The 23,705-nt window shown below is 41.4% G+C and carries 23 protein-coding genes and 2 tRNA genes; 23 read left to right on the plus strand and 2 right to left on the minus strand.

Annotated elements, in window-relative coordinates; genetic code table 11:
* Window positions 1-10 precede the first annotated feature (10 nt).
* The 15 genes from JZO70_RS15040 to JZO70_RS15110 all read left to right on the plus strand — a co-directional run bounded on the left by JZO70_RS15040 (window position 11) and on the right by JZO70_RS15110 (window position 10,019).
* Window positions 11-439, plus strand: a complete 429-nt coding sequence (locus tag JZO70_RS15040; RefSeq protein ID WP_207674490.1) for a F0F1 ATP synthase subunit epsilon — start codon at window positions 11-13, stop codon at window positions 437-439.
* A 200-nt stretch (window positions 440-639) separates the two neighbouring features.
* Window positions 640-873 carry a DUF1146 family protein gene (locus JZO70_RS15045; RefSeq protein WP_207674491.1) on the plus strand — a complete coding sequence of 78 codons (234 nt, stop codon included), beginning with the start codon at window positions 640-642 and terminating at the stop codon, window positions 871-873.
* Window positions 874-938: 65 nt separating this feature from the next.
* Window positions 939-2,240, plus strand: coding sequence for a UDP-N-acetylglucosamine 1-carboxyvinyltransferase (gene murA / locus JZO70_RS15050; RefSeq protein WP_207674492.1), 1,302 nt, complete (start codon window positions 939-941; stop codon window positions 2,238-2,240).
* An 11-nt stretch (window positions 2,241-2,251) separates the two neighbouring features.
* Window positions 2,252-2,428, plus strand: a complete 177-nt coding sequence (locus JZO70_RS15055) for a DNA-directed RNA polymerase subunit beta (RefSeq protein WP_207674493.1) — start codon at window positions 2,252-2,254, stop codon at window positions 2,426-2,428.
* A gap of 440 nt (window positions 2,429-2,868) precedes the next feature.
* Complete coding sequence (gene yidD, locus JZO70_RS15060) at window positions 2,869-3,132, plus strand: membrane protein insertion efficiency factor YidD (RefSeq protein ID WP_207674494.1); 264 nt, start codon at window positions 2,869-2,871, stop codon at window positions 3,130-3,132.
* A gap of 364 nt (window positions 3,133-3,496) precedes the next feature.
* A complete protein-coding gene (locus JZO70_RS15065; protein ID WP_207674495.1) occupies window positions 3,497-4,675 on the plus strand; it encodes an ABC transporter substrate-binding protein in 1,179 nt (392 codons plus the stop codon).
* 69 nt (window positions 4,676-4,744) lie between these two features.
* Window positions 4,745-5,623: a branched-chain amino acid ABC transporter permease gene (locus JZO70_RS15070; protein WP_207674496.1), complete on the plus strand. Its 879-nt coding sequence runs from the start codon at window positions 4,745-4,747 to the stop codon at window positions 5,621-5,623.
* A gap of 9 nt (window positions 5,624-5,632) precedes the next feature.
* Window positions 5,633-6,607: a branched-chain amino acid ABC transporter permease gene (locus tag JZO70_RS15075; RefSeq protein WP_207674497.1), complete on the plus strand. Its 975-nt coding sequence runs from the start codon at window positions 5,633-5,635 to the stop codon at window positions 6,605-6,607.
* Window positions 6,588-7,364 (plus strand): ABC transporter ATP-binding protein, encoded by a 777-nt coding sequence (locus tag JZO70_RS15080; RefSeq protein ID WP_207674498.1) that lies wholly within the window; start codon window positions 6,588-6,590, stop codon window positions 7,362-7,364. Before JZO70_RS15075 ends, JZO70_RS15080 begins: the two co-directional genes overlap by 20 nt.
* Window positions 7,364-8,065, plus strand: a complete 702-nt coding sequence (locus JZO70_RS15085; protein ID WP_207674499.1) for an ABC transporter ATP-binding protein — start codon at window positions 7,364-7,366, stop codon at window positions 8,063-8,065. Before JZO70_RS15080 ends, JZO70_RS15085 begins: the two co-directional genes overlap by 1 nt.
* Window positions 8,066-8,068: 3 nt before the next feature.
* Window positions 8,069-8,713 (plus strand): CBS and ACT domain-containing protein, encoded by a 645-nt coding sequence (locus tag JZO70_RS15090; protein WP_207674500.1) that lies wholly within the window; start codon window positions 8,069-8,071, stop codon window positions 8,711-8,713.
* Window positions 8,714-8,811: 98 nt separating this feature from the next.
* Window positions 8,812-9,042 carry a DUF2969 domain-containing protein gene (locus tag JZO70_RS15095; RefSeq protein WP_207674501.1) on the plus strand — a complete coding sequence of 77 codons (231 nt, stop codon included), beginning with the start codon at window positions 8,812-8,814 and terminating at the stop codon, window positions 9,040-9,042.
* Between the two features lie 116 nt (window positions 9,043-9,158).
* Window positions 9,159-9,242 (plus strand) — tRNA-Tyr (locus JZO70_RS15100).
* 1 nt (window position 9,243) lies between these two features.
* Window positions 9,244-9,315, plus strand: a tRNA-Gln gene (locus tag JZO70_RS15105).
* 527 nt (window positions 9,316-9,842) lie between these two features.
* The gene (locus JZO70_RS15110; protein WP_207674502.1) at window positions 9,843-10,019 is read left to right on the plus strand and encodes a hypothetical protein; all 177 of its coding nucleotides are present in this window, start codon (window positions 9,843-9,845) and stop codon (window positions 10,017-10,019) included.
* 44 nt (window positions 10,020-10,063) lie between these two features.
* Here the strand turns inward: JZO70_RS15110 and JZO70_RS15115 are convergent, their stop codons facing one another.
* Entirely contained in the window at window positions 10,064-10,672 is a 609-nt protein-coding gene (locus tag JZO70_RS15115) for a TetR/AcrR family transcriptional regulator (RefSeq protein WP_207674503.1), read from the minus strand.
* A gap of 178 nt (window positions 10,673-10,850) precedes the next feature.
* On the opposite strand from JZO70_RS15115, the gene JZO70_RS15120 reads away from it, so the two are divergent.
* Both JZO70_RS15120 and JZO70_RS15125 read left to right on the plus strand, forming a co-directional pair.
* Entirely contained in the window at window positions 10,851-15,101 is a 4,251-nt protein-coding gene (locus tag JZO70_RS15120) for a 2-hydroxyacyl-CoA dehydratase (protein WP_207674504.1), read from the plus strand.
* Window positions 15,102-15,207: 106 nt separating this feature from the next.
* On the plus strand, window positions 15,208-15,912 hold the full coding sequence (locus tag JZO70_RS15125; protein ID WP_207674505.1) for a GntR family transcriptional regulator: 705 nt from the start codon (window positions 15,208-15,210) through the stop codon (window positions 15,910-15,912).
* 9 nt (window positions 15,913-15,921) lie between these two features.
* Here JZO70_RS15125 and JZO70_RS15130 read toward each other — a convergent pair whose 3' ends face one another.
* Window positions 15,922-16,566 carry a YigZ family protein gene (locus JZO70_RS15130; RefSeq protein WP_207674506.1) on the minus strand — a complete coding sequence of 215 codons (645 nt, stop codon included), beginning with the start codon at window positions 16,564-16,566 and terminating at the stop codon, window positions 15,922-15,924.
* 74 nt (window positions 16,567-16,640) lie between these two features.
* On the opposite strand from JZO70_RS15130, the gene JZO70_RS15135 reads away from it, so the two are divergent.
* The 6 genes from JZO70_RS15135 to prfB all read left to right on the plus strand — a co-directional run bounded on the left by JZO70_RS15135 (window position 16,641) and on the right by prfB (window position 23,638).
* Window positions 16,641-16,937 carry a DUF7662 domain-containing protein gene (locus tag JZO70_RS15135; RefSeq protein WP_207674507.1) on the plus strand — a complete coding sequence of 99 codons (297 nt, stop codon included), beginning with the start codon at window positions 16,641-16,643 and terminating at the stop codon, window positions 16,935-16,937.
* 44 nt (window positions 16,938-16,981) lie between these two features.
* Window positions 16,982-18,292 carry a DEAD/DEAH box helicase gene (locus JZO70_RS15140; RefSeq protein WP_207674508.1) on the plus strand — a complete coding sequence of 437 codons (1,311 nt, stop codon included), beginning with the start codon at window positions 16,982-16,984 and terminating at the stop codon, window positions 18,290-18,292.
* Window positions 18,279-18,947, plus strand: a complete 669-nt coding sequence (locus JZO70_RS15145) for a ComF family protein (protein WP_207674509.1) — start codon at window positions 18,279-18,281, stop codon at window positions 18,945-18,947. The genes JZO70_RS15140 and JZO70_RS15145 overlap by 14 nt, the downstream gene beginning before the upstream one ends.
* Window positions 18,948-19,086: 139 nt before the next feature.
* Entirely contained in the window at window positions 19,087-19,635 is a 549-nt protein-coding gene (gene hpf / locus JZO70_RS15150; protein ID WP_207674510.1) for a ribosome hibernation-promoting factor, HPF/YfiA family, read from the plus strand.
* A 266-nt stretch (window positions 19,636-19,901) separates the two neighbouring features.
* Window positions 19,902-22,433: a preprotein translocase subunit SecA gene (gene secA / locus JZO70_RS15155; protein ID WP_207674511.1), complete on the plus strand. Its 2,532-nt coding sequence runs from the start codon at window positions 19,902-19,904 to the stop codon at window positions 22,431-22,433.
* Between the two features lie 94 nt (window positions 22,434-22,527).
* A protein-coding gene (gene prfB / locus JZO70_RS15160; RefSeq protein ID WP_207674512.1) for a peptide chain release factor 2 occupies window positions 22,528-23,638 on the plus strand; the annotation gives its coding sequence in 2 pieces (ribosomal slippage) (window positions 22,528-22,599 and window positions 22,601-23,638; 1,110 coding nt in all).
* Window positions 23,639-23,705: the final 67 nt, after the last annotated feature.

Genomic DNA, 23,705 nt, shown 5'->3' on the forward strand with positions numbered 1-23,705 from the left:
GAGGTGCCCTATGGAAAATAAAGAAGTACTTCATGTAAACGTAGTGACGCCCAACGGACTAGTCTACGATCACCATGCGACAATTGTGGTTGCTAAGACAGTTTCCGGCGAACTAGGGGTTTTACCGAAGCATGCACCGATTATTGCACCATTAGCGATTGATGAAGTGCGTATTCGACGAACCGATGCAGATACTCACGTTGACTGGATTGCAGTCAACGGTGGTATCTTAGAAGTTCGAGACAATACGGTCACAATCATCGCTGACTCGGCTGAACGTGAACGCGACATCGATGTTTCACGAGCAGAACGTGCGAAGCAGCGCGCCGAGCAACGAATTCGAGAAGCCAAAGAACAGCATGACAGCGATCAGCTTCGTCGTGCCGAGGTTGCATTGCACCGGGCTATGAATCGAATTAAAGTATCAAAACATACGTAAAAAATGAAGCACAAATTCTCTTGGCAGAATTTGTGTTTTTTTCTTTTCACATAACCTTCATTTTTGTTTAAAAAAGTAAGAAGAAAAGATTTCTACTTTCTAAAAGTTTTTTTAAAGTCTTATAGGACCGCAAACCATTCTACTTTCTTGAAATCTGTGCTATAATCCGTTTGTTGATTTTTTTTGAAAGGAAGACATAAATGCAAGTATATGGTATAGATGCAATCATTCGAATTGTTTCACATTTTGCTTTTATTTATTTGGCTTTTTGGGCATTGCGCTCGTTAAGGACAGAAAAGCTGTTTAAAGCACACTATGAAACACAGATCCGTATGACGATTATGATGGCTTCTGTAGCACTGGGATTTACATTTAGTACTTTCTTTTTAGAGATCATCGCTATGTGTAAAAATATCTTTTTGAGTTATCAATAATTACAAAAAACTATGTACATATAAAATGTGTAAATCGGTTATAGCGATTTTTTGGAGGGAACGTAATGGAAGAGATCATCGTTCGAGGTGGCAGAAAATTAAACGGTACAGTCAAGATTGAAGGTGCGAAAAATGCGGTGTTGCCGATCTTAGCTGCAAGTTTATTGGCTGAAGAAGGAACAACCAAATTGAGCAATGTACCGATCTTATCTGATGTATTTACGATGAATCAGGTGATTAGTTACTTAAACGCAGAGGTTGAACTAGACGAAACAACGAAAGAAATTACGATAGATGCAACAAAACAATTAGAAGTAGAAGCTCCTTATGAGTATGTCAGCAAAATGCGGGCATCCATTGTTGTTATGGGACCTTTATTGGCCCGTAATGGACATGCAAAGGTAGCTTTGCCAGGCGGATGCGCCATCGGTAAACGCCCAATTGACTTGCACTTAAAAGGATTTCAAGCGTTAGGCGCGAAGATTATCCAAAAAAATGGTTATATTGAAGCAATTGCTGACGAATTAACCGGCAGCAGCATTTATTTGGACTTCCCAAGTGTCGGTGCGACTCAAAACATTATGATGGCTGCTGTAAAGGCTAAGGGAACAACGGTCATCGAAAACGTGGCTCGCGAACCTGAAATTGTTGATTTAGCAAACTTCTTAAATAAGATGGGTGCACGGGTATACGGTGCCGGTACAGAAACAATGCGTATCGAAGGCGTATCTCAATTACATGCAGTATCACATCCAATTGTTCAAGACCGTATTGAAGCTGGTACTTTCATGGTAGCCGCTGCGATGACTGAAGGCAATGTATTAATTGAAGAAGCCATTTCAGAACACAACCGTCCATTGATTTCAAAATTGATGGAAATGGGTGCTGTGATTACTGAAGAAGAAATGGGTTTACGGATTGTCGGTCCTAAACACATCAAAGCAACCGACGTGAAGACCATGCCGCATCCAGGTTTCCCTACTGATATGCAAGCACAAATGACGGCTATTCAAACAGTTGCTGATGGAATCAGCACAACAGTGGAAACAGTTTTCGAAAATCGTTTCCAACATTTAGAAGAAATGCGCCGCATGAACGTTGATGTTAAAATCGATAATAATGTAGCAATTATTAAAGGCAACACAAAATTACAAGGGGCAGAAGTATACGCAACTGACTTGCGGGCAGCAGCAGCTTTAATCTTGGCTGGCTTGCGCTCTGAAGGCATTACCCGTGTGCGCAACTTGAAATACCTAGATCGTGGATACTATCAATTCCACCGCAAATTACAATTGCTGGGTGCGGATGTTGACCGAGTAGACGGCGAAACTGGTGAAACAGTAGAACAACCTACAGTATTTGCTTAAGGAGTGAGACTATGAGTTCAAGTGATCATATTTTACGCAGTTTAATCAAGGTTGTCGGCGTCTTATTAGCAGGAGTCATTCTGTTTATTGTCGGCAGTATGATCGGCTATGGAGTCATGGGTGGCGGCAATCCTTTTGGTGTACTGCTTCCAGATGTTTGGCGTCATATTTTAGATTTTGTTCAGTAAGGAACTGCGAGAGACACATTCTTGATAAATAAGTATCCGGACTACATTAGTATTGCTCCTGCGTTCTTCAGGTGTGTTACTTCAGGTCCGGATATTTTTGTTAGAATGAGCCACAATCCTTTTCACTTTTTAGTAAAGAAAGTATAAGATATTCATAATTAGAAAGCTGATTAAACCAGTTCTAATGGTGTCCAGCTTTACAAACTAGCTTTGTCGGCAATAAGCGAAAATTTTGAGAAACTTGAGGAACACCAAGTAGGTACCAATCAACATCAGCTCCTGCGATCGCTGTGTTTCTTGGCAGTTTATCAAAATTTTAGTCTTATTGCTTTGATACACAACGACTGCCTTAGCAGAGTTGATGTAGAACAGTACCTAATCGGTGCTCCAAAGCTGAGCGAGTTTGCAAAGCTTTTCTTATTGAAAGGAAGTTTAGTTGTATGATTAAGAATGGCTTGATTTTACTTGTGAGAGGCTATCAACGCTTTATATCCCCCTTATTTCAGCCCTCTTGCCGTTATTATCCATCCTGCTCCAGTTATATGATTCAGGCGTTGCGGGTTCATGGAGCCATTAAGGGGCTTTTAATGGGTACTTCACGTATCCTGCGCTGTAATCCTTTTGCTCGCGGGGGTATTGATTACGTGCCGACGCATTTTTCGTTAAAGAAAAATCTAGTGGACGAAGATCCGCCAAACTATTAGAAGAAGAAAACGTGATTCGATTTTTGTACTCTTCTGGAAACTGTTTATGGAATTTGCGGCTGGCGATCCAGAAAATAAGACAGTGGTAGACTATAGTCACATATTGGTTGCTGAAGGTTACCAAGAGCCGATTTATGAGGGTGACAAACAATGAAAAGACCAAATATTTTCAAAGAAATCAGTACATATGCTCCAGCAATGTACCGGTTTCTTTTTTTGTTGCGACGGACTGTAAGCGTTATGAATTATTCAATGTTCGTGAATTATTAAAATATTCAGAAAATTTAATTGACAGTGAGAAAGAAATCGGCTATATTGATACTTATCTTAGCGTTCTATCATTATTTTATTAGGGGGAAATAGGATGAAAAAAAGTGTATTTGTTGCGCTAGCAGCAGGACTATTCTTGTTTGGCGCGTGCGGCTCGCCTTCAGCGAATTCTAACGGAGACAGCGGTGGCGGCAACAGCGCTGACAGCGATACAATCAAGATCGGCGGGAACTTCGAATTATCTGGAGCAACTGCAGCATATGGGGAAGCAGAAAAAGAAGCAGCTGACTTAGCAGTTGAGGAAATCAATGCCGACGGCGGTATTTTAGGCAAACAAGTTGAATTTGTTGCGAAAGACAATAAATCAGACAACAATGAAGCCTCTTCAGTAGCAGCGAACTTAACAACTAACGATAATGTAGTAGCAGTTGTTGGACCTGCAACTTCTGGAGCAGTTAAAGCAACCTTGCCAAACTTGACGAAATCACAGGTTCCAGGCGTAACACCATCCGGAACAGATGACGGAATCACTGTTCAAGGGGACAACGTTCAGCCTTATATTTTCCGTGCCTGCTTCCAAGACAGCTTCCAAGGAATTGTTTTAGCGAAATACGCGCAAGACAATATGGATGCTGATAAAGCAGTTATCTTTGGCGATAGCGCCAGCGACTACGCAGACGGCTTGACTAAAGCCTTCAAGAGTACTTACAAAGGTGAAATCGTTGCAGAAGAAAAATTCACTGCTGGAGACAAAGACTTCCAAGCAATGTTAACAAAAGTAAAAGATCAAGATTTTGACGTAATCTTCATTCCTGGTTACTACACAGAAGCTGGTTTGATTATCAAACAAGCACGTGAAATGGGTATCGAACAACCAATCGTTGGAGCTGACGGATTTGGTGATGAAAAACTAGTTGAAACAGCAGGCGCTAGCAATGTGTCTAACGTTTACTATACTGGTCACTTCTCAACTAAAGCACCAGCAACTGACAAAGTTCAACCATTTATCGACGCATTCCAAGAAAAATATGGTCGTCAACCATCTTCATTTAATGCACTAGGCTATGATGCTGTTTACATGATCAAACAAGCAATTGAAGATCAAGGTGAAGCAACACCAGCTGCAATTACTGAAGGTTTGGCTAACTTGAAAGACTTCGAAGGCGTTACAGGTAAAATTACGATGGATGAAGAACATAACCCAGTGAAATCAGCTGTAGTTCTTGGTCTTACTGATGGAAAAGAATCTTCTGCTGAAACTGTAAATCCTTAAGCGTTTAAGCAGGCAAGGCAAGACAAGCATGCTTGTCTTGCCTTTATTATTTGAAAAGAGAGTGATTAGATGGAAATATTCATCCAGCAATTGGTAAACGGCCTGTTTCTAGGCAGTATTTATGCATTGATGGCTTTGGGATATACCATGGTTTACGGGATTATCAAATTGATCAACTTTGCCCACGGGGATATTTATATGATCGGGTCGTTCATCGGCTATTTTTTGATTAACCAATTTAACATGGGCTTCTTCCCGGCTTTGCTTTTATCGATGATCGGCAGTGCGATTTTAGGAGTTGTTATTGAATTTCTAGCCTACCGACCATTAAGAAATTCTACTCGGATTGCAGCATTAATTACCGCAATTGGGGTATCGTATTTATTGCAAAACACAATGATTTACTTCTTCAGCTCTACGACAAGACCGTTTCCGCAAGTTATTCCGTTGCAAACGTATCGAATCGGTTTCTTGCAAGTATCGAATATTCAATTGCTGATTTTAGGTTTGTCTTTATTATTAATGATCTTATTGAATTTAATTGTACAAAAGACCAAAATGGGAAAAGCAATGCGGGCAGTGAGTGTGGATGCTGACGCGGCCCAATTGATGGGGATTAATGTAAACCGCACCATTTCCTTCACCTTTGCACTAGGCTCAGCTTTGGCTGCTGCTGGTGGGATGATGATTGGGCTTTACTATAACTCAATTGAACCAATGATGGGTTATATTCCAGGTCTTAAATCATTTATCGCGGCCGTATTAGGCGGGATCGGTTTGATTCCAGGTGCGGCAATCGGCGGTTTTGTTATTGGCTTGATTGAGACGTTGACTACAGCATTAGGATTCTCAGATTTCAAGGATGCGGTTGTATATGCGGTCTTGATTCTGATTTTATTAGTACGTCCGGCCGGGATTTTAGGCAAGAACATCAAAGAGAAAGTGTAGGTGAATCAAATGAAGAAGAATTTAAAATACAATTTGATTTGGCTCGCTTTGATTATTATCGGCTATTTGGCTTTGTACATTAGTTATTCAGCGGGAATGGTCAATCTATTTTTGGATAATATCATCATCCAAATCGGTATCAACATTATTTTAGCAGTTGGTTTGAATTTGATTATTGGTTTTGCTGGACAGTTCTCATTAGGGCATGCTGGTTTTATGGCCATTGGTGCCTATGCAGCAGCTTTGATTTCCATGAGCAACCCAACCTATGCCGGATTTTTCCTTGGTATGGCAGTAGGTGTTGTGATGGCAGGTGTAGTAGCGGTCATTGTCGGGATTCCAACGCTGCGTTTAAGCGGAGATTATTTAGCGATCGCGACATTAGGTGTTGCTGAGATTATTCGGATTTTAATCATCAACATGCGAGACATTACAAACGGACCGACTGGTTTGTTTGGTATCTTGCCGTTTGTTGATTGGCAGATGGTTTATGGTTTTGTAGCAGTAACAACATTAATCGTTGTAAACTACATTCATTCAGGAGCTGGTCGTGCAACAACAGCGATTCGTGAAGATGAAATTGCTGCTGAATCTATGGGTGTAAACACCACTAAATATAAAGTTATTGCGTTTGCGATTGGTGCCATGACAGCAAGTGTGGCAGGTGCCCTTTACGCTGGTTACTTGCAAACCATCGCACCAAAAGACTTTGCTTTCACTAAATCAATCGACATTTTGATCATGGTGGTATTGGGTGGTATCGGAAGTGTCACCGGCAGCTTTATTGCAGCTATTCTTTTAGGGATTATTAACATGTACCTGCAGGACTTCGGTGCCTTACGGATGATTATCTACGCTTTGGCCTTGATTATTTTAATGATCTTCAAGCCAGGTGGTTTATTAGGCACGAAAGAATTGTCTGTGAAGAAGCTCTTCAACAAGTTTAAAAAAGGAGATGACCAAAATGCCTCTATTGGAAATTAAAGATTTAACCAAAAATTTCGGTGGGCTGGCGGCCGTCTCTAATGTTAATATGCATCTGGATGACAATCAGCTAATCGGCTTGATCGGTCCTAACGGCGCTGGGAAAACCACCCTCTTCAACTTAATCACTGGTGTCTATGAACCAAGTGAAGGTGATGTACTACTTGAGGATAATGGGCAAGCGGTCCGCTTAAATGGCAAAAAGCCTTATAAGATTGCTGATCTAGGCTTAGGCCGAACCTTTCAAAATATTCGTTTGTTTAAAGATTTAACCGTATTAGATAATGTGCTGATTGCTATGAACAGTAAAAACAGCGAAAACTTCTTTTCAAGTGTGTTTCGCTTGCCTAGCTTTTACAAAAAAGAAGAAGAATTAAGAAAAGAAGCGATGGAATTATTAGCTATTTTTGACCTGCAAGGTAAAGCCGACAATTTAGCTCGCAACTTGCCTTATGGTGAACAGCGTCGCTTAGAAATCGTTCGTGCGTTAGCTACTCATCCGAAGATTTTATTCTTAGATGAACCGGCAGCGGGGATGAACCCGCAGGAAACGGCCGAACTGACTGAATTAATTCGTAAAGTCCAAAAAGAATTCCAAATTACTATCCTTTTGATTGAACATGATATGAGCTTGGTTATGGAAGTATGTGAACGTATCTATGTACTAGAGTACGGCCGGGTACTAGCCGAAGGTACACCTGAGGAAATCAAATCCAACCCTGAGGTAATCAAAGCGTATCTTGGAGGTGACCTATAATGCTGAAAATCGAAAATCTATCTGTGCATTATGGCGTGATTCAAGCCGTCCGTGATGTGAACTTTGAAGTAAACGAAGGCGAAATTGTTTCCTTAATCGGAGCCAATGGTGCAGGGAAAACAACAATCCTGCGGACGATTTCCGGATTAATCCAGCCTTCTGGCGGTAAAATTACCTTTGAAGGTGAAGAAATTCAAAAACGTCAGCCGCAAAAAATTGTTGCTAAAGGAATTTCTCAAGTTCCTGAAGGCCGTCATGTTTTTCCAGGTTTAACCGTTCAGGAAAACTTGGAAATGGGCGCTTTCTTGCGCAAAGACGGCAACCTAAGTGAAGAATATGAAGCAATCTTCCAAAAATTCCCGATCTTGAAGGAACGTCGCGGACAAGATGCAGCTACATTGTCTGGCGGCGAACAGCAGATGCTGGCGATGGGCCGGGCTTTAATGTCTAAACCACGCCTGCTGTTGCTAGACGAGCCTTCTATGGGGTTAGCACCGATCTTTATTAAAGAGATCTTTAACATCATCCGAGAAATTCAACAACAAGGCACCACTGTCTTATTGATTGAGCAAAACGCCAAAATGGCTTTGTCGATTGCTAATCGCGGTTATGTGCTGGAAACAGGTAAAGTTGTTTTACAAGGTACGGGTGAGGAACTCTTGGCTAGTGACGAAGTGAAGAAAGCATACTTAGGAGGATAAAAAATGAGCGTAAAAGATTTTATGTCCGCTAATTTAGTTGTGGTTGATCCAAAAACCAAGATTTTTGATGCAGTGGATTTAATGAAGCAGCACGATATTCATCGTCTGCCAGTCGTAGAAAACAACAAATTGGTAGGCTTGATCACTGAAGGAACCATCCAAGAAGCATTGCCGTCAAAAGCGACTTCTTTAAGTGTTTATGAAGCAAATTATTTGTTGAATAAAACCGTGGTTGCAGATGTAATGATCAAGGATGTTAAAACGATCCATCCAGAGGCTCAGCTAGAAGATGCGGTCTATGCGATGCGTCAAAACAATATTGCGGTATTGCCAGTGCTGGATAATGACCAAATCATTGGAATCATCACCAATAATGATATTTTCGATGCCTTCTTGAAGCTAGCTGGCTACCACGATGGCGGCAGCCGCATTCAGGTTCGCATACAAGAGGACAAAAAGGGCGTCTTGGCAGAAATCGCTAAAGTCTTGGCTGATAACGACTACAGCATTCTAACTGTGATTATTGACCACGTAGATGGCGCTGCTATCGTCGAACTGCAAATGCAAGCGAAGGAACCAGAAAAAATTAAAGCTTTGCTGGAACAAGCCGGATTTAATGTTACGGCAGCTGTTTTAACAAACCCATAAATCATATAGGGCTGAACCACCAGAAGTTTATTTGCTGGTTCAGTCCCTTTGTTTTCGTGGGTAGGTTATGCTACAATGGATTTCGCGAGGTGAAAACAATGGCTAAAAAGAACAAAGACATTCAAGTACAAATTCAAGAAGCTCAAAAACAAGTGAACGGAAAAAATATCGAAGTCGTTCAAGTGATTATCGGCAAAAAAACGATTGGCGAGCTAATTCCTGATGGAAAAAATTTCCAAATGTTTGCTGGCGGTAATTCTTTAGGCGCTGCAAAGTCCCTAGATGACGGTGTTGAAGCGATAATTCGCAATTGGAATCTTCACGATTAAAAAAATGAAGAAAAGTACTTGCATTTTTTTTTGAAATTCGGTATTATAACTGAGTCGGGTTTTTAAGAAACCTTTCGAAGAATGCAAGTTCTACTATTGGAAGTTGTATTAAATATGGAGGAGTAGCGAAGTGGCTAAACGCGACGGACTGTAAATCCGTTCCTTAGGGTTCAGTGGTTCGAATCCACTCTCCTCCACCATTGGGGTATAGCCAAGCGGTAAGGCAAGGGACTTTGACTCCCTCATGCGTTGGTTCGAATCCAGCTACCCCAGTATTTTTAGTCAGACAATTGTGTCTGGCTATTTTTTTTGTCATTCCTACTTTTCGCAGTTTATAAAGATAGAAGACAATTCACCAATTATTTCAACTGCAAAATGATACGAAACGTCTAGTAGGATGATATGCGTACGAAGATAAGACTCATTTTTCCTGTACTTGGAAAAATGAATTCCTAAAAAGGAGTTAGCTGCCAGTTATGCTTTTCGCAGTTTGTCGGAAGCAAAGGAATTTCTATGATTTATCACCTAAACATAGAACGTAAGGTTTAGCATAATGGTATGCGTACGAGAATAGAGTTGATTTTTCGCGGTCTTGGAAAAATCAATTCCAAAGAAGGAGGTAGCTGTCATTCCTACTTTTCGCAATTCACCTAACTGCAAATTCTCGCAGATTCTGCATTCTTCCTCAGTCTTTCTAAATCTCAGCCAATTCCTAGGCTTTAATCGCAAAATTATAGTAGAATAATAATAGAGAGTATATCTCCAGCAATTATTCTTTAAACGATACAGGAGGCGATTATATGGAGAGAGCGAAACGAGTAAAAGATATGGTGACCGAAGCAGCTGAACGTGTATATGACTTGCTTAAAGATAATCAAGTGGAAGTTTCAGTGGATACCAAGGATAAAAAAGGAGTTAAGGTGCGCAAGATGCGTCCAACTCAGCATACCATCAAATGGAAAGCTAAAAATCATTAAACAAAAGTGTCGAACGCCGTAATTGGTGTTCGACACTTTTTTTCTCAATGTTCGATTTCAATTCCCAAAATAGTCAAATGGCCGTTGCCGACAAGTTTAACAACCAATTTTGCTAAATGATCGGCAGGCATCTGCGTATCGCTGGTGATCCACCAATGCAAGGTGCCGACGAAAATGGAGGTCATGTACTCCAAAATAAAATCCATTGGAACTTCAATATCATTTTCGGTAATTTTTAAGCGGTTGAAGATATGAGCATATTTCTCGTCTAAAATTTCTTCGATTTGTTTCCGCAGCATTTCATTAGCTGATCCATCCATGATGGTCAAAAAGAATTTTCGGTTTTCTTGAATCCGTTTGTAGATGTTGGTCAGGACGATTTCGATTTGTCTAACTTTTAGACGATTACCCTGAACAATTTGGTCTGGGTCCAACACAGAAGCGAAGGCTTCAACGGCATTTCGGAAGATAAAATCGTATAAATCTTGTTTGTCTTTGAAATGAGCATAAAAGGTTGCTCGGTTAATCATGGCTTCATCGGCGATCTCTTGTACGGTGATATTTTCGTACCCTTTTTGTTCAACTAAATGGACAAAAGCTTCAACAATCATCTTATGAGTACGCTTTACTCGTAAATCTAATTTTTTTACCATTGAATTTCCTTTCATTTTTAGCGACATGTGACAGCAAACTGTTGCTTATCTCACGAATGTGTAAGTTTTGCTTGTTGCTTTCTAATCAAAATCTTTTTAGAATATACGTGAGTAGTATAACAAACACAATGTAAGATAATCAACATGTGTCGTAAAATAAAGAAGGTAGGAAATAAAAATGACATTACGTGCCGGGATCGATGTTGGCTCAACTACAGTCAAACTGGTCGTCCTAGATGAAGAGAATCGGAGCTTGTTTTCAAAATATGAACGTCATTTTTCAGATGTGAAAGCTGCTACAGAACGTATATTGAGAGAAGCACAGCCAATTGTTGACCAACGGCCACTGAAGATGAACATTACAGGTTCAGGAGGAATGGGTTTAGCTGATGTGCTGAGAATTCCTTTTGTTCAGGAAGTCATTGCTTGTACCCGCACAGTTGAAGAAGTCATTCCGCAAACCGATGTAGCAATTGAGCTAGGCGGGGAAGATGCCAAGATCACCTTTTTTGAAGGTGCAATGGAACAGCGGATGAACGGCAGCTGCGCAGGCGGAACCGGCGCTTTTATCGACCAAATGGCCTCTCTACTGAAAACAGATGCTAATGGTGTTAATGAGCTGGCTAAAAATTATAAGACTCTTTATCCAATTGCCTCTCGGTGCGGCGTGTTTGCTAAGACAGACGTTCAACCTTTAATTAATGAAGGTGCAGCTAAAGAGGACATTGCAGCGAGTATTTTCCAAGCGGTAGTGAATCAGACGATTGCTGGATTGGCAGCGGGACGGAAAATTAAAGGCAACATTGCCTTTTTAGGCGGCCCTTTATTTTTCATGTCAGAACTTCGCAAACGATTTATCGAAACGTTGGATATCGCGCCAGAAAATATCGTTTTCCCTGAGAATCCACAGCTGTTTGTTGCTATGGGAGCAGCATTTTATTCAGAAGATGCCGAAGCAACGACTCTGGAAGCGTTGATTGATCATTTAACTTCAGCCGATGAAGGGCATCTATCACCATCAGATACCTTGGAACCTTTATTTAAAGATGATGCGGATTTAAAAGCTTTTCGAGAACGTCATAATCAGGCGCAAGCTGAAGAGAAGGATTTGCAGCAGCACCAAGGAGTAGCCTTTTTAGGTATCGACGCTGGATCAACCACGACAAAAGTAACCTTGATCGATGATAGTGGTCGCTTAATGTATTCTTTCTACGGAAATAATCAAGGGCAGCCATTGGAAACCACTATGACTGTTTTAAAAGACTTGTATCAAAAGCTGCCTGAAGGTGTCTTCATCGGAAAAGCAGCGGTGACCGGTTACGGAGAACAGCTGATCCAAAATGCCTTGAAGGTGGATATTGGTGAAGTGGAAACGATGGCCCATTACAAAGCAGCCAATCACTTCCAGCCGGGAGTTGACTTTATTTTAGATATTGGTGGTCAGGATATGAAGGCTATGACCATCAAGGATGGTGCGTTGTCTTCGATTCAATTGAATGAGGCTTGCTCTTCAGGATGCGGCTCATTTATTGAGACCTTTGCTAAATCTTTGAACTATAAAGTAGAAGATTTTGCTCAGGCCGCGGTGAAATCACAAGGACCTGTTGATTTAGGCTCTCGTTGTACCGTCTTTATGAACTCTAAGGTTAAACAAGTCCAAAAAGAAGGCGCATCAGTAGGGGATATCTCTGCCGGTCTGTCTTACTCAGTAATTAAAAATGCTATCTATAAAGTAATCAAAGTTCGGCGGCCAGAAGAATTGGGGGCAAAGATTGTCTGCCAAGGCGGAACGTTCTACAACGAAGCTGTGCTGCGAGCGTTTGAACTGGTGGCTGGCCGGGAAGTCGTTCGTCCATCAATCGCCGGATTGATGGGAGCCTATGGAGCTGCTTTGATCGCGTTAGAAAACTATGAAGTTGGCGAAACAAGCAGCACGCTCTCTCTAGCAGACTTGAACAGTTTTACTGCTGAAAAAGAATTCACTCATTGTGGTCTGTGTGAGAACAACTGCATGATGACAGTAACAATTTTCTCAGATGGTCGTGAGTTTATCACCGGTAACCGTTGTGAGCGTGGTGCGCGAATCAAAATTAAGCGGGAAGACCGCAAAGTGAATCTGATTGACTATAAATATCGTCGGCTGTTTAAGTACCGTCCACTACGTAAAAAAGACGTCACTAGAGGAACCGTTGGGATTCCAAGAGTTCTGAATATGTATGAGAATTATCCGTTATGGCATACTTTCTTTACTGAGTTAGGCTTCCGAGTTGAATTATCACCACGATCCAATAAAGAATTGTATGAACAAGGGATGGAAACTATTCCAAGTGATACAGCTTGCTATCCAGCTAAAATTGCCCACGGGCATATCCAAGCTTTAATCAATGAAGGGATTCCGATGATTTTCTATCCTGGAGTTGTGTTTGAGCGAGAAGAATCAAAAAATGCCGATAATCATTTTAACTGCCCAATTGTTCAAAGTTATCCCGATGTTATTCGCAACAATGTGGATGATATTCGCGAAGGGAAAGTAGATTATCGTAATCCATACTTGAACTTGGCTAACGAAGCATCAGTTGCTAAGGTGCTGAGTCGCACGTTCAAAGATTTAGGCATTACTGAAGCAGAAATTACAGAAGCCCTGCATCATGGCTACGAAGAATTAGAAGCTTTCAAACAGGACATTCGTACCAAAGGCGAAGAAACCTTGATGATGTTAAATCAAACGGGTCAACGTGGTGTGGTATTGTCTGGCCGTCCGTATCATTTGGATCCTGAAATCAATCACGGAATTGCCGATGTTATTACCCAAGAAGGCTTCCACGTACTGACTGAGGATAGTGTTTCCCATTTAAGTGATGTTGGCAATCTGCGAGTAGTAAATCAGTGGGTTTATCATTCACGTCTATACGCAGCAGCTCGCGTCGTAGCTAAAAGCAAGAATCTTGAACTGGTACAATTGAATTCCTTTGGTTGCGGTTTAGACGCAGTAACCACTGACCAAGTAGAAGAAATCATGGATCAGTACGGAAAAATTTATACGGTACTAAAAATCGATGAAGGCTCAAACTTAGGGGCGATTCGTATCCGCCTGCGTTCATTGAAGGCAGCCGTGAATGAACGGGTTAAATCAAACTATGAACCGGTTCAGCATCTTGAAGAACCAGCCAAAATTACTTTTACTAAAGATATGCGTAAAAAACATACCTTGCTATTACCAATGTTGAGCCCGATTCACCAAAGTGGACTATTCGATGTGGCGTTAGAGGCTTCTGGCTATAATGTTGTCTGCTTGCCTGCAATGGACCGGGAAGCTGTAAATGTCGGTTTGAAATATGTGAATAATGATGCCTGCTATCCAGCGATCATTTCCATCGGTCAATTGGTGGAAGCATTGCAAAGCGGTGAATATGACTTAAACAATGTCAGTGTGATGATGAGTCAGACTGGTGGCGGCTGTCGGGCAACCAACTACATTCCATTGCTGCGTAAAGCTTTAGCAGATGCTGGCTTTGGCCATGTACCGGTCGTTTCGGTTTCATTAGGAAATAAAGGGGTCGAATCGAATCCAGGCTTCAAATTTACTTTACCAATGATCAAACGCGCGGTGGTAGCGATTCTTTATGGGGATCTGTTCGAACGAGTGGTTTATCGTACGCGACCTTATGAATTAGAAAAAGGCCAAATTGATGCGCTGCATGAAGAATGGTTGAAGAAAGTGGAAAGTAATGTCCGCAACGGGTCCTTAACCCAGTTCAATCGCAACATGAAAAAGATTGTAAAAGATTTTGATACTGTGCCGATTTCTGATGAAGTGAAGCCTAAAGTCGGTGTCGTAGGTGAAATCTTAGTGAAATATTCACCGACGGCTAACAATGATATTGTTCGTTTGCTGGAAGAAGAAGGTGCCGAAGCAGTCGTACCAGATTTAGTCGGTTTTATGAACTATTCTCTATACAACCAAATTTGGAAGTACGACAATATGGGCATGCCGAAGAAAAACAAGAGTATCGCTGAGTTTGTGATCAAATTGATTGAGGTAGTGGAAAAACCGATGGACAAAGCGCTGCGCAGTTCAGAACGTTTTACCGGTATTCACTCAATTTATCAATTAGCCGAAGATGCTAGTAAAATTCTTTCCATCGGTAATCACACTGGTGAAGGTTGGTTCTTGACTGGTGAGATGATTGACTTACTGAAAAATGGTGTGAACAATATTGTCTGCATGCAGCCGTTTGGATGTTTGCCGAACCATGTGGTAGGTAAGGGTGTAATCAAAGAATTGCGTCATCAATATCCAAAATCAAATATCGCAGCGATTGACTATGATCCAGGGGTTTCCATTGTCAATCAGCTAAACCGGATTCGTTTAATGATGGCAACAGCCAATAAAATGTTAAACGAAGAAAAGGTAACACTTAAGAAATAGCAGTATTCAAGGAGGTAGATCATTTTTTTCACAAATGGTCTACCTTTTTTTATTGTGAATTAGGTATATACCAGTTATAATGGAGAAAAAAAGAGGAGCGATCGAAATGGCTAATCAAGTGCCGGTTTACATTCAAATACATGATCAATTGAAAGATGAAATTGAAAAGGGTGTTTGGAAAGTCGGAGATCGTTTGCCGTCTGAACGAGAATTGTCGGTGAAGTTTGGCGTCAGTCGAATGACCTTGCGGCAAGCCATCCAAACCTTGGCAGACGAAGGGATTTTAGAACGAAAAATTGGCTCAGGTACCTATGTCGCCAGTGAGAAGGTACAAGAGAAGATGAGTGGAACCACCAGTTTTACAGATATTATGGAATCTCAAAACCGGACACCTTCTAGTAAGACGATTTCATTTTTCCGTTCACCTGCTAGTTCCAGTGAAGCCGAGAATTTAGGTTTAAAAAAGGGCGACCAAATTCTACGGATGGAACGAATTCGTTATGCAGACAATGTTCCCATCTGTTTTGAAGTTGCCAGTATCCCGGCCGATATTGTCAAAAGTTTCAGCAAAGAAGAAATTACCGACTCCTTTTACCATACATTAAAACAAAAGGGCATGGAAATTGGTCGTGCCAATCAAACGGTTACTGCTATTTTAGCATCGGAACAAATTGCGGATTATTTGGAAGTGAAACGGGGAGATGCTATTTTACGCTTGCGGCAAATCTCGTATCTAGCGGATGGCCAGCCCTTTGAGTATGTACGTACCCAATATGTAGGCAGCCGCTTTGAATTTTACTTAGAAAAATAAAGGAAGCAGTTAGTCTGCTTCCTTTACCAATTGTTCGAAATAAGCGACTTCACCAGTCTCAAAGCTGGCTTGACCGCTTAACAGATCGTTTACCTGGGTTTCAAATTCGGCTTTTTTCGGTTCATCAATCATACAGGTGACAACTACCTGGTCGGTAAATTGGGTATCCTTGACGGCTATCTGCTGGTTTTCGATGAAATTTTCCATTTTGCCCCAATTTGAATAGCTAAGAGCAACCAGGATTTCCTGCTGCAGACGGCCTTCGACGATTCCCGTTTCTCGAATGGCATGAGCTACCGCCCCGGAATAAGCGCGAATAAGTCCGCCAGCACCCAGCTTGATGCCGCCAAAGTAGCGGGTAACCACTGCTGCGACGTTGATTAACTCGTTCTTCTTCAATACTTCCAGCATGGGCACACCGGCTGTTCCGCTAGGCTCGCCATCATCACTGGTTCGCTGGATTTCTTGGCGGTCCCCCAGCACATAGGCACTGCAATTATGGTTCGCTTTCCAGTGTTCCTTTTTGATTGCTTGGATGAAAGCCTTTGCTTCTTCTTCAGTTGTTACGCGCTTTAAAGAACAAATGAACTGGGATTTTTTGATCTCGGTTTCATGGATACTGTCTTGTTGAATCGTTCGATAACTTTGTAACATCTTATCACCTCAAAGTATAGTATAGGGGAAATGCTCCAAAAAAGAAACGGATCACTAAAAAGGAGGGATAGATAATGGCTCGAACCAAGAAATACGATGGAATTACTCATTACTTAAGAAATAATGGCGGTTCGCAAGTAACCTTAACGTTTACCCAATATGATGAATTATTATTCCCCAGCAGTGGGCTGCCTAAGACTGCACGGGAGGATTTAGATTGGTGGGCAAATGATTATCGTCATCCTGAAAAAGGCGCTTATGGCTGGCTGAATGCTAGCTACGAAGTTGTTCATGTGAATCTTCCGAAAGAATATGTGGTCTTCAATCGACTGGTAAAATCAAATTGGCTGTTTAAAAGTGAGGGAAAATAAAATTTCCTTCACTTTTTTTGCGTATCTTTAGTTGAGGTGAAAAAATGAAAGCATATGAAGGTCAACGATTGTTAAAAAGTGAGTGGGAAGCTTTTTATCCCGCAGCCGATTTAACTTACGCAGAAAAAGTTCCAGCCATGATTAATGAAGAGAAGGTCGCAGTTTGTCAACGCTGCGGCACAAAATCCCAAGAGCAGGTGCCTGCTGGTTTTTATTACTGTCCAGCGTGTATTAGTTTAGGTCGAATCAGCAGTAACCAGCAGCTATACACATTTCCTTTAACTCAGTTGTCTAAGCGCAGCGTTTCCTGTCAGTGGACTGGGAGCCTATCGGATGCCCAAAAAGAAATCGCTGATCAGCTGGTAAGTGACCAGAGTCAAGCAGATACCTTTTTAGTGTGGGCTGTCACTGGGGCTGGAAAAACCGAAATATTGTACCCTTTGATTCAGACTTACTTATCTCAAGGGAGGCGAATTGCTGTAACTTCACCGCGAGTAGATGTTTGCAATGAACTGCATTTGCGTTTTACTCAATCTTTTCAGCGGGAAAAAATCAGTTTGTATCACGGCAGTAAGCGTGTAGATGAAGGTAATCAATGGATTGTTTGCACGATCCATCAGCTGTTTCGCTATCATCAAACCTTTGACTTGATTATTTTAGATGAAGTTGATGCCTTTCCGTACGCAAACAATCCCTTTTTGGAACAGGCAATTATGCGGGCCAAGCAGCCGCAAGGAAAAATCGTTTATTTAAGTGCAACGCCCTCAAAAGAACTTCAACGAACAGTTGCGCGTTGCTACCGTTTGCCAGCTCGTTATCATCGGCGGCCGCTGCCAGTACCTAAAGTAGTGCTGAACTTATCACTAAAGAAAAAGTTGTCTCAAAGTAAATTGCCTAACCCGATTATTACGGAATTGGAGCGCCTTTTAGTGAAGAATGATGTGTTAGTGTTTTGTCCCAGCATCCCACTCCTAGAAGTAGTTGCCCAACAATTGTTAGCCAACTTTCCTGAGCTTACTTTAACTACTGTTTTCGCCAATGATGAGGAACGTTTGATAAAGGTAGAAAATATGCGAGACAGCAACTATCAAGTTCTGATCACTACAACTATTTTAGAGCGAGGCGTTACTTTTGAAGGGGTGTCAGTAATGATTTTAGATGCTGCCCATCGTGTCTTTAACAAGGCAGCCTTAGTCCAGATAGCGGGAAGAGCAGATCGAAAAGGACCGTTTCGCAGTGCTGAAGTATGCTATGTAACCAGTGAATGGACCCGAACGATCAAACAGGCAGTGAAAGAGATCAAAGAAAATAATCAATTAGCTATGAAGGCGGGGTTGCTGGATGAAATGCAGTAACTGTCAGAATGAAATAATTGAAAATTTGACCTTAATTGAGTGGTTTATTACGCCAAATATTTTGTGTTTTCGCTGCCAGCAGCAATTTCATCATTTACAGGAGGTGAAGACCTGTCCTGGTTGCGGGAGAGAAAATACAGGAGAACTTTGCCAAGATTGTCAGCAGTGGCAGCGAGCTCAAGGTTATACGCTGCAAAATAAAGCATTATTTTCCTACGATGAAGGATTCCAGCAATGGATTGAAGCTTATAAATTTAAAGGCGACTATCGCTTACGCAGAGTGATCGCTAACGAACTGCAGCAGGAATTAAAGAAATACGCCAATTTTATGATTTGTCCGATTCCGTTGTCCGAAGAACGATTCGCTCAGCGAGGCTTCAATCAAGTTATTGGTTGCTTGGAAGCAGCAGGAATCGAGTACCAAAAATTGCTGCAAAGAAAGGCAGATGGACAACCTCAATCAATGAAGACAAGAGCAGAACGTTTGATGATGCCGCAGCCTTATGTATTAAAAGTAGATGAAATTAAAATTAGAGGTCAGAACATCTTAATTATTGACGATGTTTATACCACCGGTCGAACTTTGTTTCACGCAGCAGAAATTTTATACGAAAAAGGCGCTAGAACAGTGGGAAGTTTAACTTTCGCTCGGTGAAACATTCTCATTTTGACCAAAAAAATGATAGCGATTTACTTTGCAAACGGATTAGAGTTGGTTATAATAGAGGTAAGAAGTGGGGCGAAGAGTGGTCCTTCCCCGTATCTTCAGTTGGTAGACGAAAGGGGCAATTTGTATGTTTAGATATAACGTTCGAGGAGAAAACATCGAAGTTACTGAAGCAATTCGTGATTATGTAGAGAAGAAAGTGGGGAAACTAGAACGCTACTTCACAGATGTGCCTGATGCAACTGCACATGTGAACTTAAAAGTGTACACTGAAAAAACTGCAAAAGTTGAAGTAACGATTCCACTTCCGTACTTAGTGCTACGTGCCGAAGAAACTTCACCAGATTTGTATGCAAGTATTGATTTGGTTGTGGATAAATTAGAACGTCAAATCCGTAAATTTAAAACAAAAATCAACCGCAAAGCACGTGAAACTTCTTTACCAACCCGTGAGGTTGCTGTAGAGTTGAATGAGGATGAAGCAGAAGAAACTTCAGAATTAGAAATCGTGCGTACAAAACGTCTTTCTTTAAAACCAATGGGCAGCGAAGAAGCCGTATTGCAAATGAATATGTTAGGACACAACTTCTTCATTTTTGAAGATGCTGAAACTAACGGAACCAGCATTGTTTACCGTCGTAAAGATGGCAAATATGGTTTAATCGAAACTGATTAATTGAAAAAATGAACCCTTGGCTTAGGCCGAGGGTTTTTTATTTTGGGGGAAATTCAATATAATCAGCCGTTCTTTTACATAAAATATTCTACGATGAGCAGTTTAAGAGGCTGTTTTTGTGCTAAAATCCAAAAAGCAGGTATTACTTTTTGTAAAGATATTCTTTTTATTCCAAGGAGAAGTTTCTTTTCCAGGGGACTAATGATAAAATAGACTAGCAGATTTGTAGACAAATCAAAGAGAGCACAAAGGAGTAAGAAAAACGAATGGCAAACTTTCTGAGAAAGATGATTGAAAACGATAAAAAAGAATTGAAGCGTTTAGACGGCATTGCGAACCAAGTCGAGAGCCATGCTGGAGATATGGAGAAGCTTTCCGATGAACAGCTTCGCGCAAAAACAGATGAATTTAGAACCCGTTACCAAAACGGTGAAACCTTGGATGAATTATTACCAGAAGCCTTCGCAGTAGTTCGCGAAGCCGCAAAACGGGTATTAGGTTTATATCCTTACCATGTACAGTTAATGGGTGGTGTGGTCTTACACGACGGCAACATTCCTGAAATGAAAACCGGGGAAGGTAAAACCTTAACCGCCACAATGCCGGTTTATTTGAATGCTTTATCTGGGGAAGGCGTTCACGTAGTTACCGTCAATGAATATTTGGCAACTCGTGACTCTACCGAAATGGGCGAGCTTTACAATTTCTTAGGCTTAAGCGTTGGTTTAAACATCAACTCAAAAACAGCTGATGAAAAACGCGATGCCTACACTTGCGATATTACTTATAGTACTAATAATGAATTAGGTTTTGACTACTTGCGAGACAACATGGTGGTTTATCGCAGCCAAATGGTTCAACGTCCGTTGAATTATGCAATTGTCGATGAAGTTGACTCCATCTTAATTGATGAAGCTAGAACACCATTGATTATTTCGGGAGCAGCTGAGAAATCTACGGCGTTGTATACACGTACAGATAATTTTGTTAAACGCCTGCGGGAAGACGACGACTATAAGATCGACGTTCAATCCAAAACAATTAGCTTAACTGAACAAGGAATCGAAAAAGCGGAAGACAACTTTGGCTTGGAAAACTTGTACGATCTAGAAAATACCGCTTTAACTCACCACATTGATCAAGCATTGCGTGCGAACTTTATCATGCTTCGCGACATTGATTACGTGGTTCAAGAAGGCAAAGTATTGATCGTTGACCAATTTACAGGTCGTATTATGGATGGCCGCCGTTATTCTGATGGCTTGCACCAAGCGATTGAAGCTAAAGAAAGCGTTGAAATTGAAGACGAAACAAAAACAATGGCGACAATCACGTTCCAGAACTACTTCCGGATGTACAAAAAACTGTCTGGGATGACTGGTACGGCTAAAACCGAAGAAGAAGAATTCCGTGAAATTTACAATATTGAAGTTATTCAAATCCCAACCAACCAACCAGTTGTTCGGGAAGACCATGCTGATTTGCTGTATCCAACCTTGGAAAGCAAATTTAAAGCAGTCGTTCAAGATATTAAGGAACGTCACCGCAAAGGCCAACCAATCTTGGTAGGTACTGTGGCAGTTGAAACTTCTGAACTATTGTCCGATATGCTGAATCAAGAAAAAATTCCGCATGAAGTGCTGAACGCTAAAAATCACTTCAAGGAAGCAGAAATCATTATGAACGCTGGGCAAAAGGGTGCTGTAACTATCGCAACCAACATGGCCGGCCGTGGTACAGATATCAAGTTAGGTCTAGGAGTTGTTGAACTAGGCGGACTTGCGGTTATTGGTACCGAACGTCATGAATCTCGTCGTATTGATAACCAGCTGCGAGGACGCTCAGGTCGTCAAGGAGATCCTGGGGTTTCACAATTTTACTTGTCTCTTGAAGATGACTTAATGAGACGTTTCGGTTCTGAACGAATCAAAGCTTTCTTGGATCGCATGAAGGTTGAAGAAGAAGATGCTGTGATTCAAAGTAAAATGTTAACTAAACAAGTAGAATCTGCCCAAAAACGGGTAGAAGGTAATAACTACGATACTCGTAAAAACGTCTTGCAATACGATGATGTTATGCGGGAACAACGGGAAGTTATCTACAAACAGCGCCAAGATGTAATTATGGAAGAAAAAGACCTTTCTCAACAATTATTAAACATGGTACGTCGCACGATTTCTCGAGTTGTGGACAGCCATACCCAATTGGAAAAGGATAATTGGAACGTAGAAAGCATTGTCGATTTTGCTGGAAATGCTTTAGTCCATGAGGATTCAATTTCAGTTGCTGATTTAGCAGATAAAACACCGGAAGAAATGAAAGACTTATTGTTCGAACGAGCAAAAGAAGTCTTTGAAGCAAAATCTTCACAACTTCACAGCCCAGAGCAATTGCTGGAATTTGAAAAAGTTGTTATTCTGCGGGTAGTGGATACTAAATGGACAGATCATATCGATGCAATGGATCAGTTGCGTCAATCGATTGGTTTACGGGCTTATGGCCAAAACAATCCATTGGTTGAATACCAAACAGAAGGCTACACGATGTTTGAGGATATGGTTGGAGCAATTGAGTATGAAGTAACTCGTCTGTTCATGAAGGCAGAAATTCGTCAAAACGTTCAACGGGAACAAGTTGCCGAACCGACAGAAACCCATCCGGTACAAGCAGATGGCGATCCGAAGAACCTAACCAGCACGAAGAGAATGCCTAAGCAAGTAACAAAAGTTGGACGGAATGATCCATGTCCATGCGGCAGCGGTAAAAAGTACAAGAACTGCCACGGTAAGGGAGAATAATTGTAAATCCTAACTATCGGACGGGACATAGTAGCTAAAAAGCTATGTCTCGTCTTTCTATGTTAATTGATCCAAAAAGAAAGAAGGAATGACTTTGGAAAATGCAGAGATCAGAAACCTATTGGATACCATCCAGGAACAAGTAGACAGCTTTAGGGGGTCTCTTTGACCTAGATCGGCTAGAAGAAGACATTGCTGAAGCCGAGCATCAAATGGCTGATCCCACTTTTTGGGATGATTCAGAGAAAGCCCAAGAGTTAATCAATAAAAATAATTTGGAAAAAGAAACTTTTACCAAATTTAACAGCATCAAGGATGAAGCCGAAGAACTGAATTTGATGGTAGAAATGCAGCAGGAAGAATATGATCCAGAATTGCAGACGGAGCTGGAAGGTCGTTTGTTGAAATTGAAGGATCAAGTAGCCAGCTTTGAATTATCAATGCTGCTGGATGCACCTTATGACAAAAACAATGCTATTTTGGAGCTGCATCCAGGTGCTGGCGGAACCGAGTCGCAGGATTGGGGTTCGATGCTGCTAAGAATGTATACGCGCTGGGCAGAGCAGCACGGCTTTAGTGTCGAAACGCTGGATTATCAGGCCGGTGATGAAGCGGGGATAAAAAGTGTTTCCCTTATGATTAAAGGCTTGAACGCTTACGGTTATCTTAAGTCAGAAAAGGGTGTTCATCGTTTAGTGCGAATCTCACCATTTGATTCAGCTAATCGTCGTCATACTTCTTTCTGTTCAGCGGAAGTTATGCCAGAATTAGACGGCACTATTGAAGTTGATATCAATCCAGATGATTTAAAAGTGGATGTTTATCGAGCTAGCGGTGCCGGGGGTCAGCATATTAACAAGACCTCTTCTGCGGTACGTATTACCCATTTGCCAACTGGGACAGTGGTAGCCAGCCAGGCTCAACGTTCCCAATTTCATAACCGGGAAACAGCTATGACCATGTTAAAAGCCAAGCTGTATCAGATGGAATTGGATAAAAAAGAACAAGAAGCACTGGCTCTTCGCGGGGAACAAATGGATATCGGCTGGGGCTCGCAAATTCGTTCCTATGTGTTCCACCCTTACTCTATGGTCAAGGATCATCGAACAAATTACGAAACCGGAAATGTGCAAGCGGTCATGGACGGCGATCTCGATCCGTTTATCGATGCTTATCTTAAATGGCATTTAGGTCAAAGCAACTAAGTTAAATGAAATCAAATTGTAAACTACTGAAAGCCTGTTGCAATGTTTCCGTGCTATAATAGCTAAG

Origin of the sequence: Candidatus Enterococcus moelleringii (genome assembly GCF_017377575.1) — a bacterium.
Taxonomy (GTDB): Bacteria; Bacillota; Bacilli; order Lactobacillales; family Enterococcaceae; genus Enterococcus_A; species Enterococcus_A moelleringii.

What these genes read in the sequence shown, in the direction of transcription:
- JZO70_RS15040 (WP_207674490.1), top strand. Translation starts at nt 11, where the DNA reads ATGGAAAATAAAGAAGTACTTCATGTAAACGTAGTGACGCCCAACGGA.
- JZO70_RS15045 (WP_207674491.1), top strand. Translation starts at nt 640, where the DNA reads ATGCAAGTATATGGTATAGATGCAATCATTCGAATTGTTTCACATTTT.
- murA (WP_207674492.1), top strand. Translation starts at nt 939, where the DNA reads ATGGAAGAGATCATCGTTCGAGGTGGCAGAAAATTAAACGGTACAGTC.
- JZO70_RS15055 (WP_207674493.1), top strand. Translation starts at nt 2,252, where the DNA reads ATGAGTTCAAGTGATCATATTTTACGCAGTTTAATCAAGGTTGTCGGC.
- yidD (WP_207674494.1), top strand. Translation starts at nt 2,869, where the DNA reads ATGATTAAGAATGGCTTGATTTTACTTGTGAGAGGCTATCAACGCTTT.
- JZO70_RS15065 (WP_207674495.1), top strand. Translation starts at nt 3,497, where the DNA reads ATGAAAAAAAGTGTATTTGTTGCGCTAGCAGCAGGACTATTCTTGTTT.
- JZO70_RS15070 (WP_207674496.1), top strand. Translation starts at nt 4,745, where the DNA reads ATGGAAATATTCATCCAGCAATTGGTAAACGGCCTGTTTCTAGGCAGT.
- JZO70_RS15075 (WP_207674497.1), top strand. Translation starts at nt 5,633, where the DNA reads ATGAAGAAGAATTTAAAATACAATTTGATTTGGCTCGCTTTGATTATT.
- JZO70_RS15080 (WP_207674498.1), top strand. Translation starts at nt 6,588, where the DNA reads ATGCCTCTATTGGAAATTAAAGATTTAACCAAAAATTTCGGTGGGCTG.
- JZO70_RS15085 (WP_207674499.1), top strand. Translation starts at nt 7,364, where the DNA reads ATGCTGAAAATCGAAAATCTATCTGTGCATTATGGCGTGATTCAAGCC.
- JZO70_RS15090 (WP_207674500.1), top strand. Translation starts at nt 8,069, where the DNA reads ATGAGCGTAAAAGATTTTATGTCCGCTAATTTAGTTGTGGTTGATCCA.
- JZO70_RS15095 (WP_207674501.1), top strand. Translation starts at nt 8,812, where the DNA reads ATGGCTAAAAAGAACAAAGACATTCAAGTACAAATTCAAGAAGCTCAA.
- JZO70_RS15110 (WP_207674502.1), top strand. Translation starts at nt 9,843, where the DNA reads ATGGAGAGAGCGAAACGAGTAAAAGATATGGTGACCGAAGCAGCTGAA.
- JZO70_RS15115 (WP_207674503.1), bottom strand. Translation starts at nt 10,672, where the DNA reads ATGGTAAAAAAATTAGATTTACGAGTAAAGCGTACTCATAAGATGATT.
- JZO70_RS15120 (WP_207674504.1), top strand. Translation starts at nt 10,851, where the DNA reads ATGACATTACGTGCCGGGATCGATGTTGGCTCAACTACAGTCAAACTG.
- JZO70_RS15125 (WP_207674505.1), top strand. Translation starts at nt 15,208, where the DNA reads ATGGCTAATCAAGTGCCGGTTTACATTCAAATACATGATCAATTGAAA.
- JZO70_RS15130 (WP_207674506.1), bottom strand. Translation starts at nt 16,566, where the DNA reads ATGTTACAAAGTTATCGAACGATTCAACAAGACAGTATCCATGAAACC.
- JZO70_RS15135 (WP_207674507.1), top strand. Translation starts at nt 16,641, where the DNA reads ATGGCTCGAACCAAGAAATACGATGGAATTACTCATTACTTAAGAAAT.
- JZO70_RS15140 (WP_207674508.1), top strand. Translation starts at nt 16,982, where the DNA reads ATGAAAGCATATGAAGGTCAACGATTGTTAAAAAGTGAGTGGGAAGCT.
- JZO70_RS15145 (WP_207674509.1), top strand. Translation starts at nt 18,279, where the DNA reads ATGAAATGCAGTAACTGTCAGAATGAAATAATTGAAAATTTGACCTTA.
- hpf (WP_207674510.1), top strand. Translation starts at nt 19,087, where the DNA reads ATGTTTAGATATAACGTTCGAGGAGAAAACATCGAAGTTACTGAAGCA.
- secA (WP_207674511.1), top strand. Translation starts at nt 19,902, where the DNA reads ATGGCAAACTTTCTGAGAAAGATGATTGAAAACGATAAAAAAGAATTG.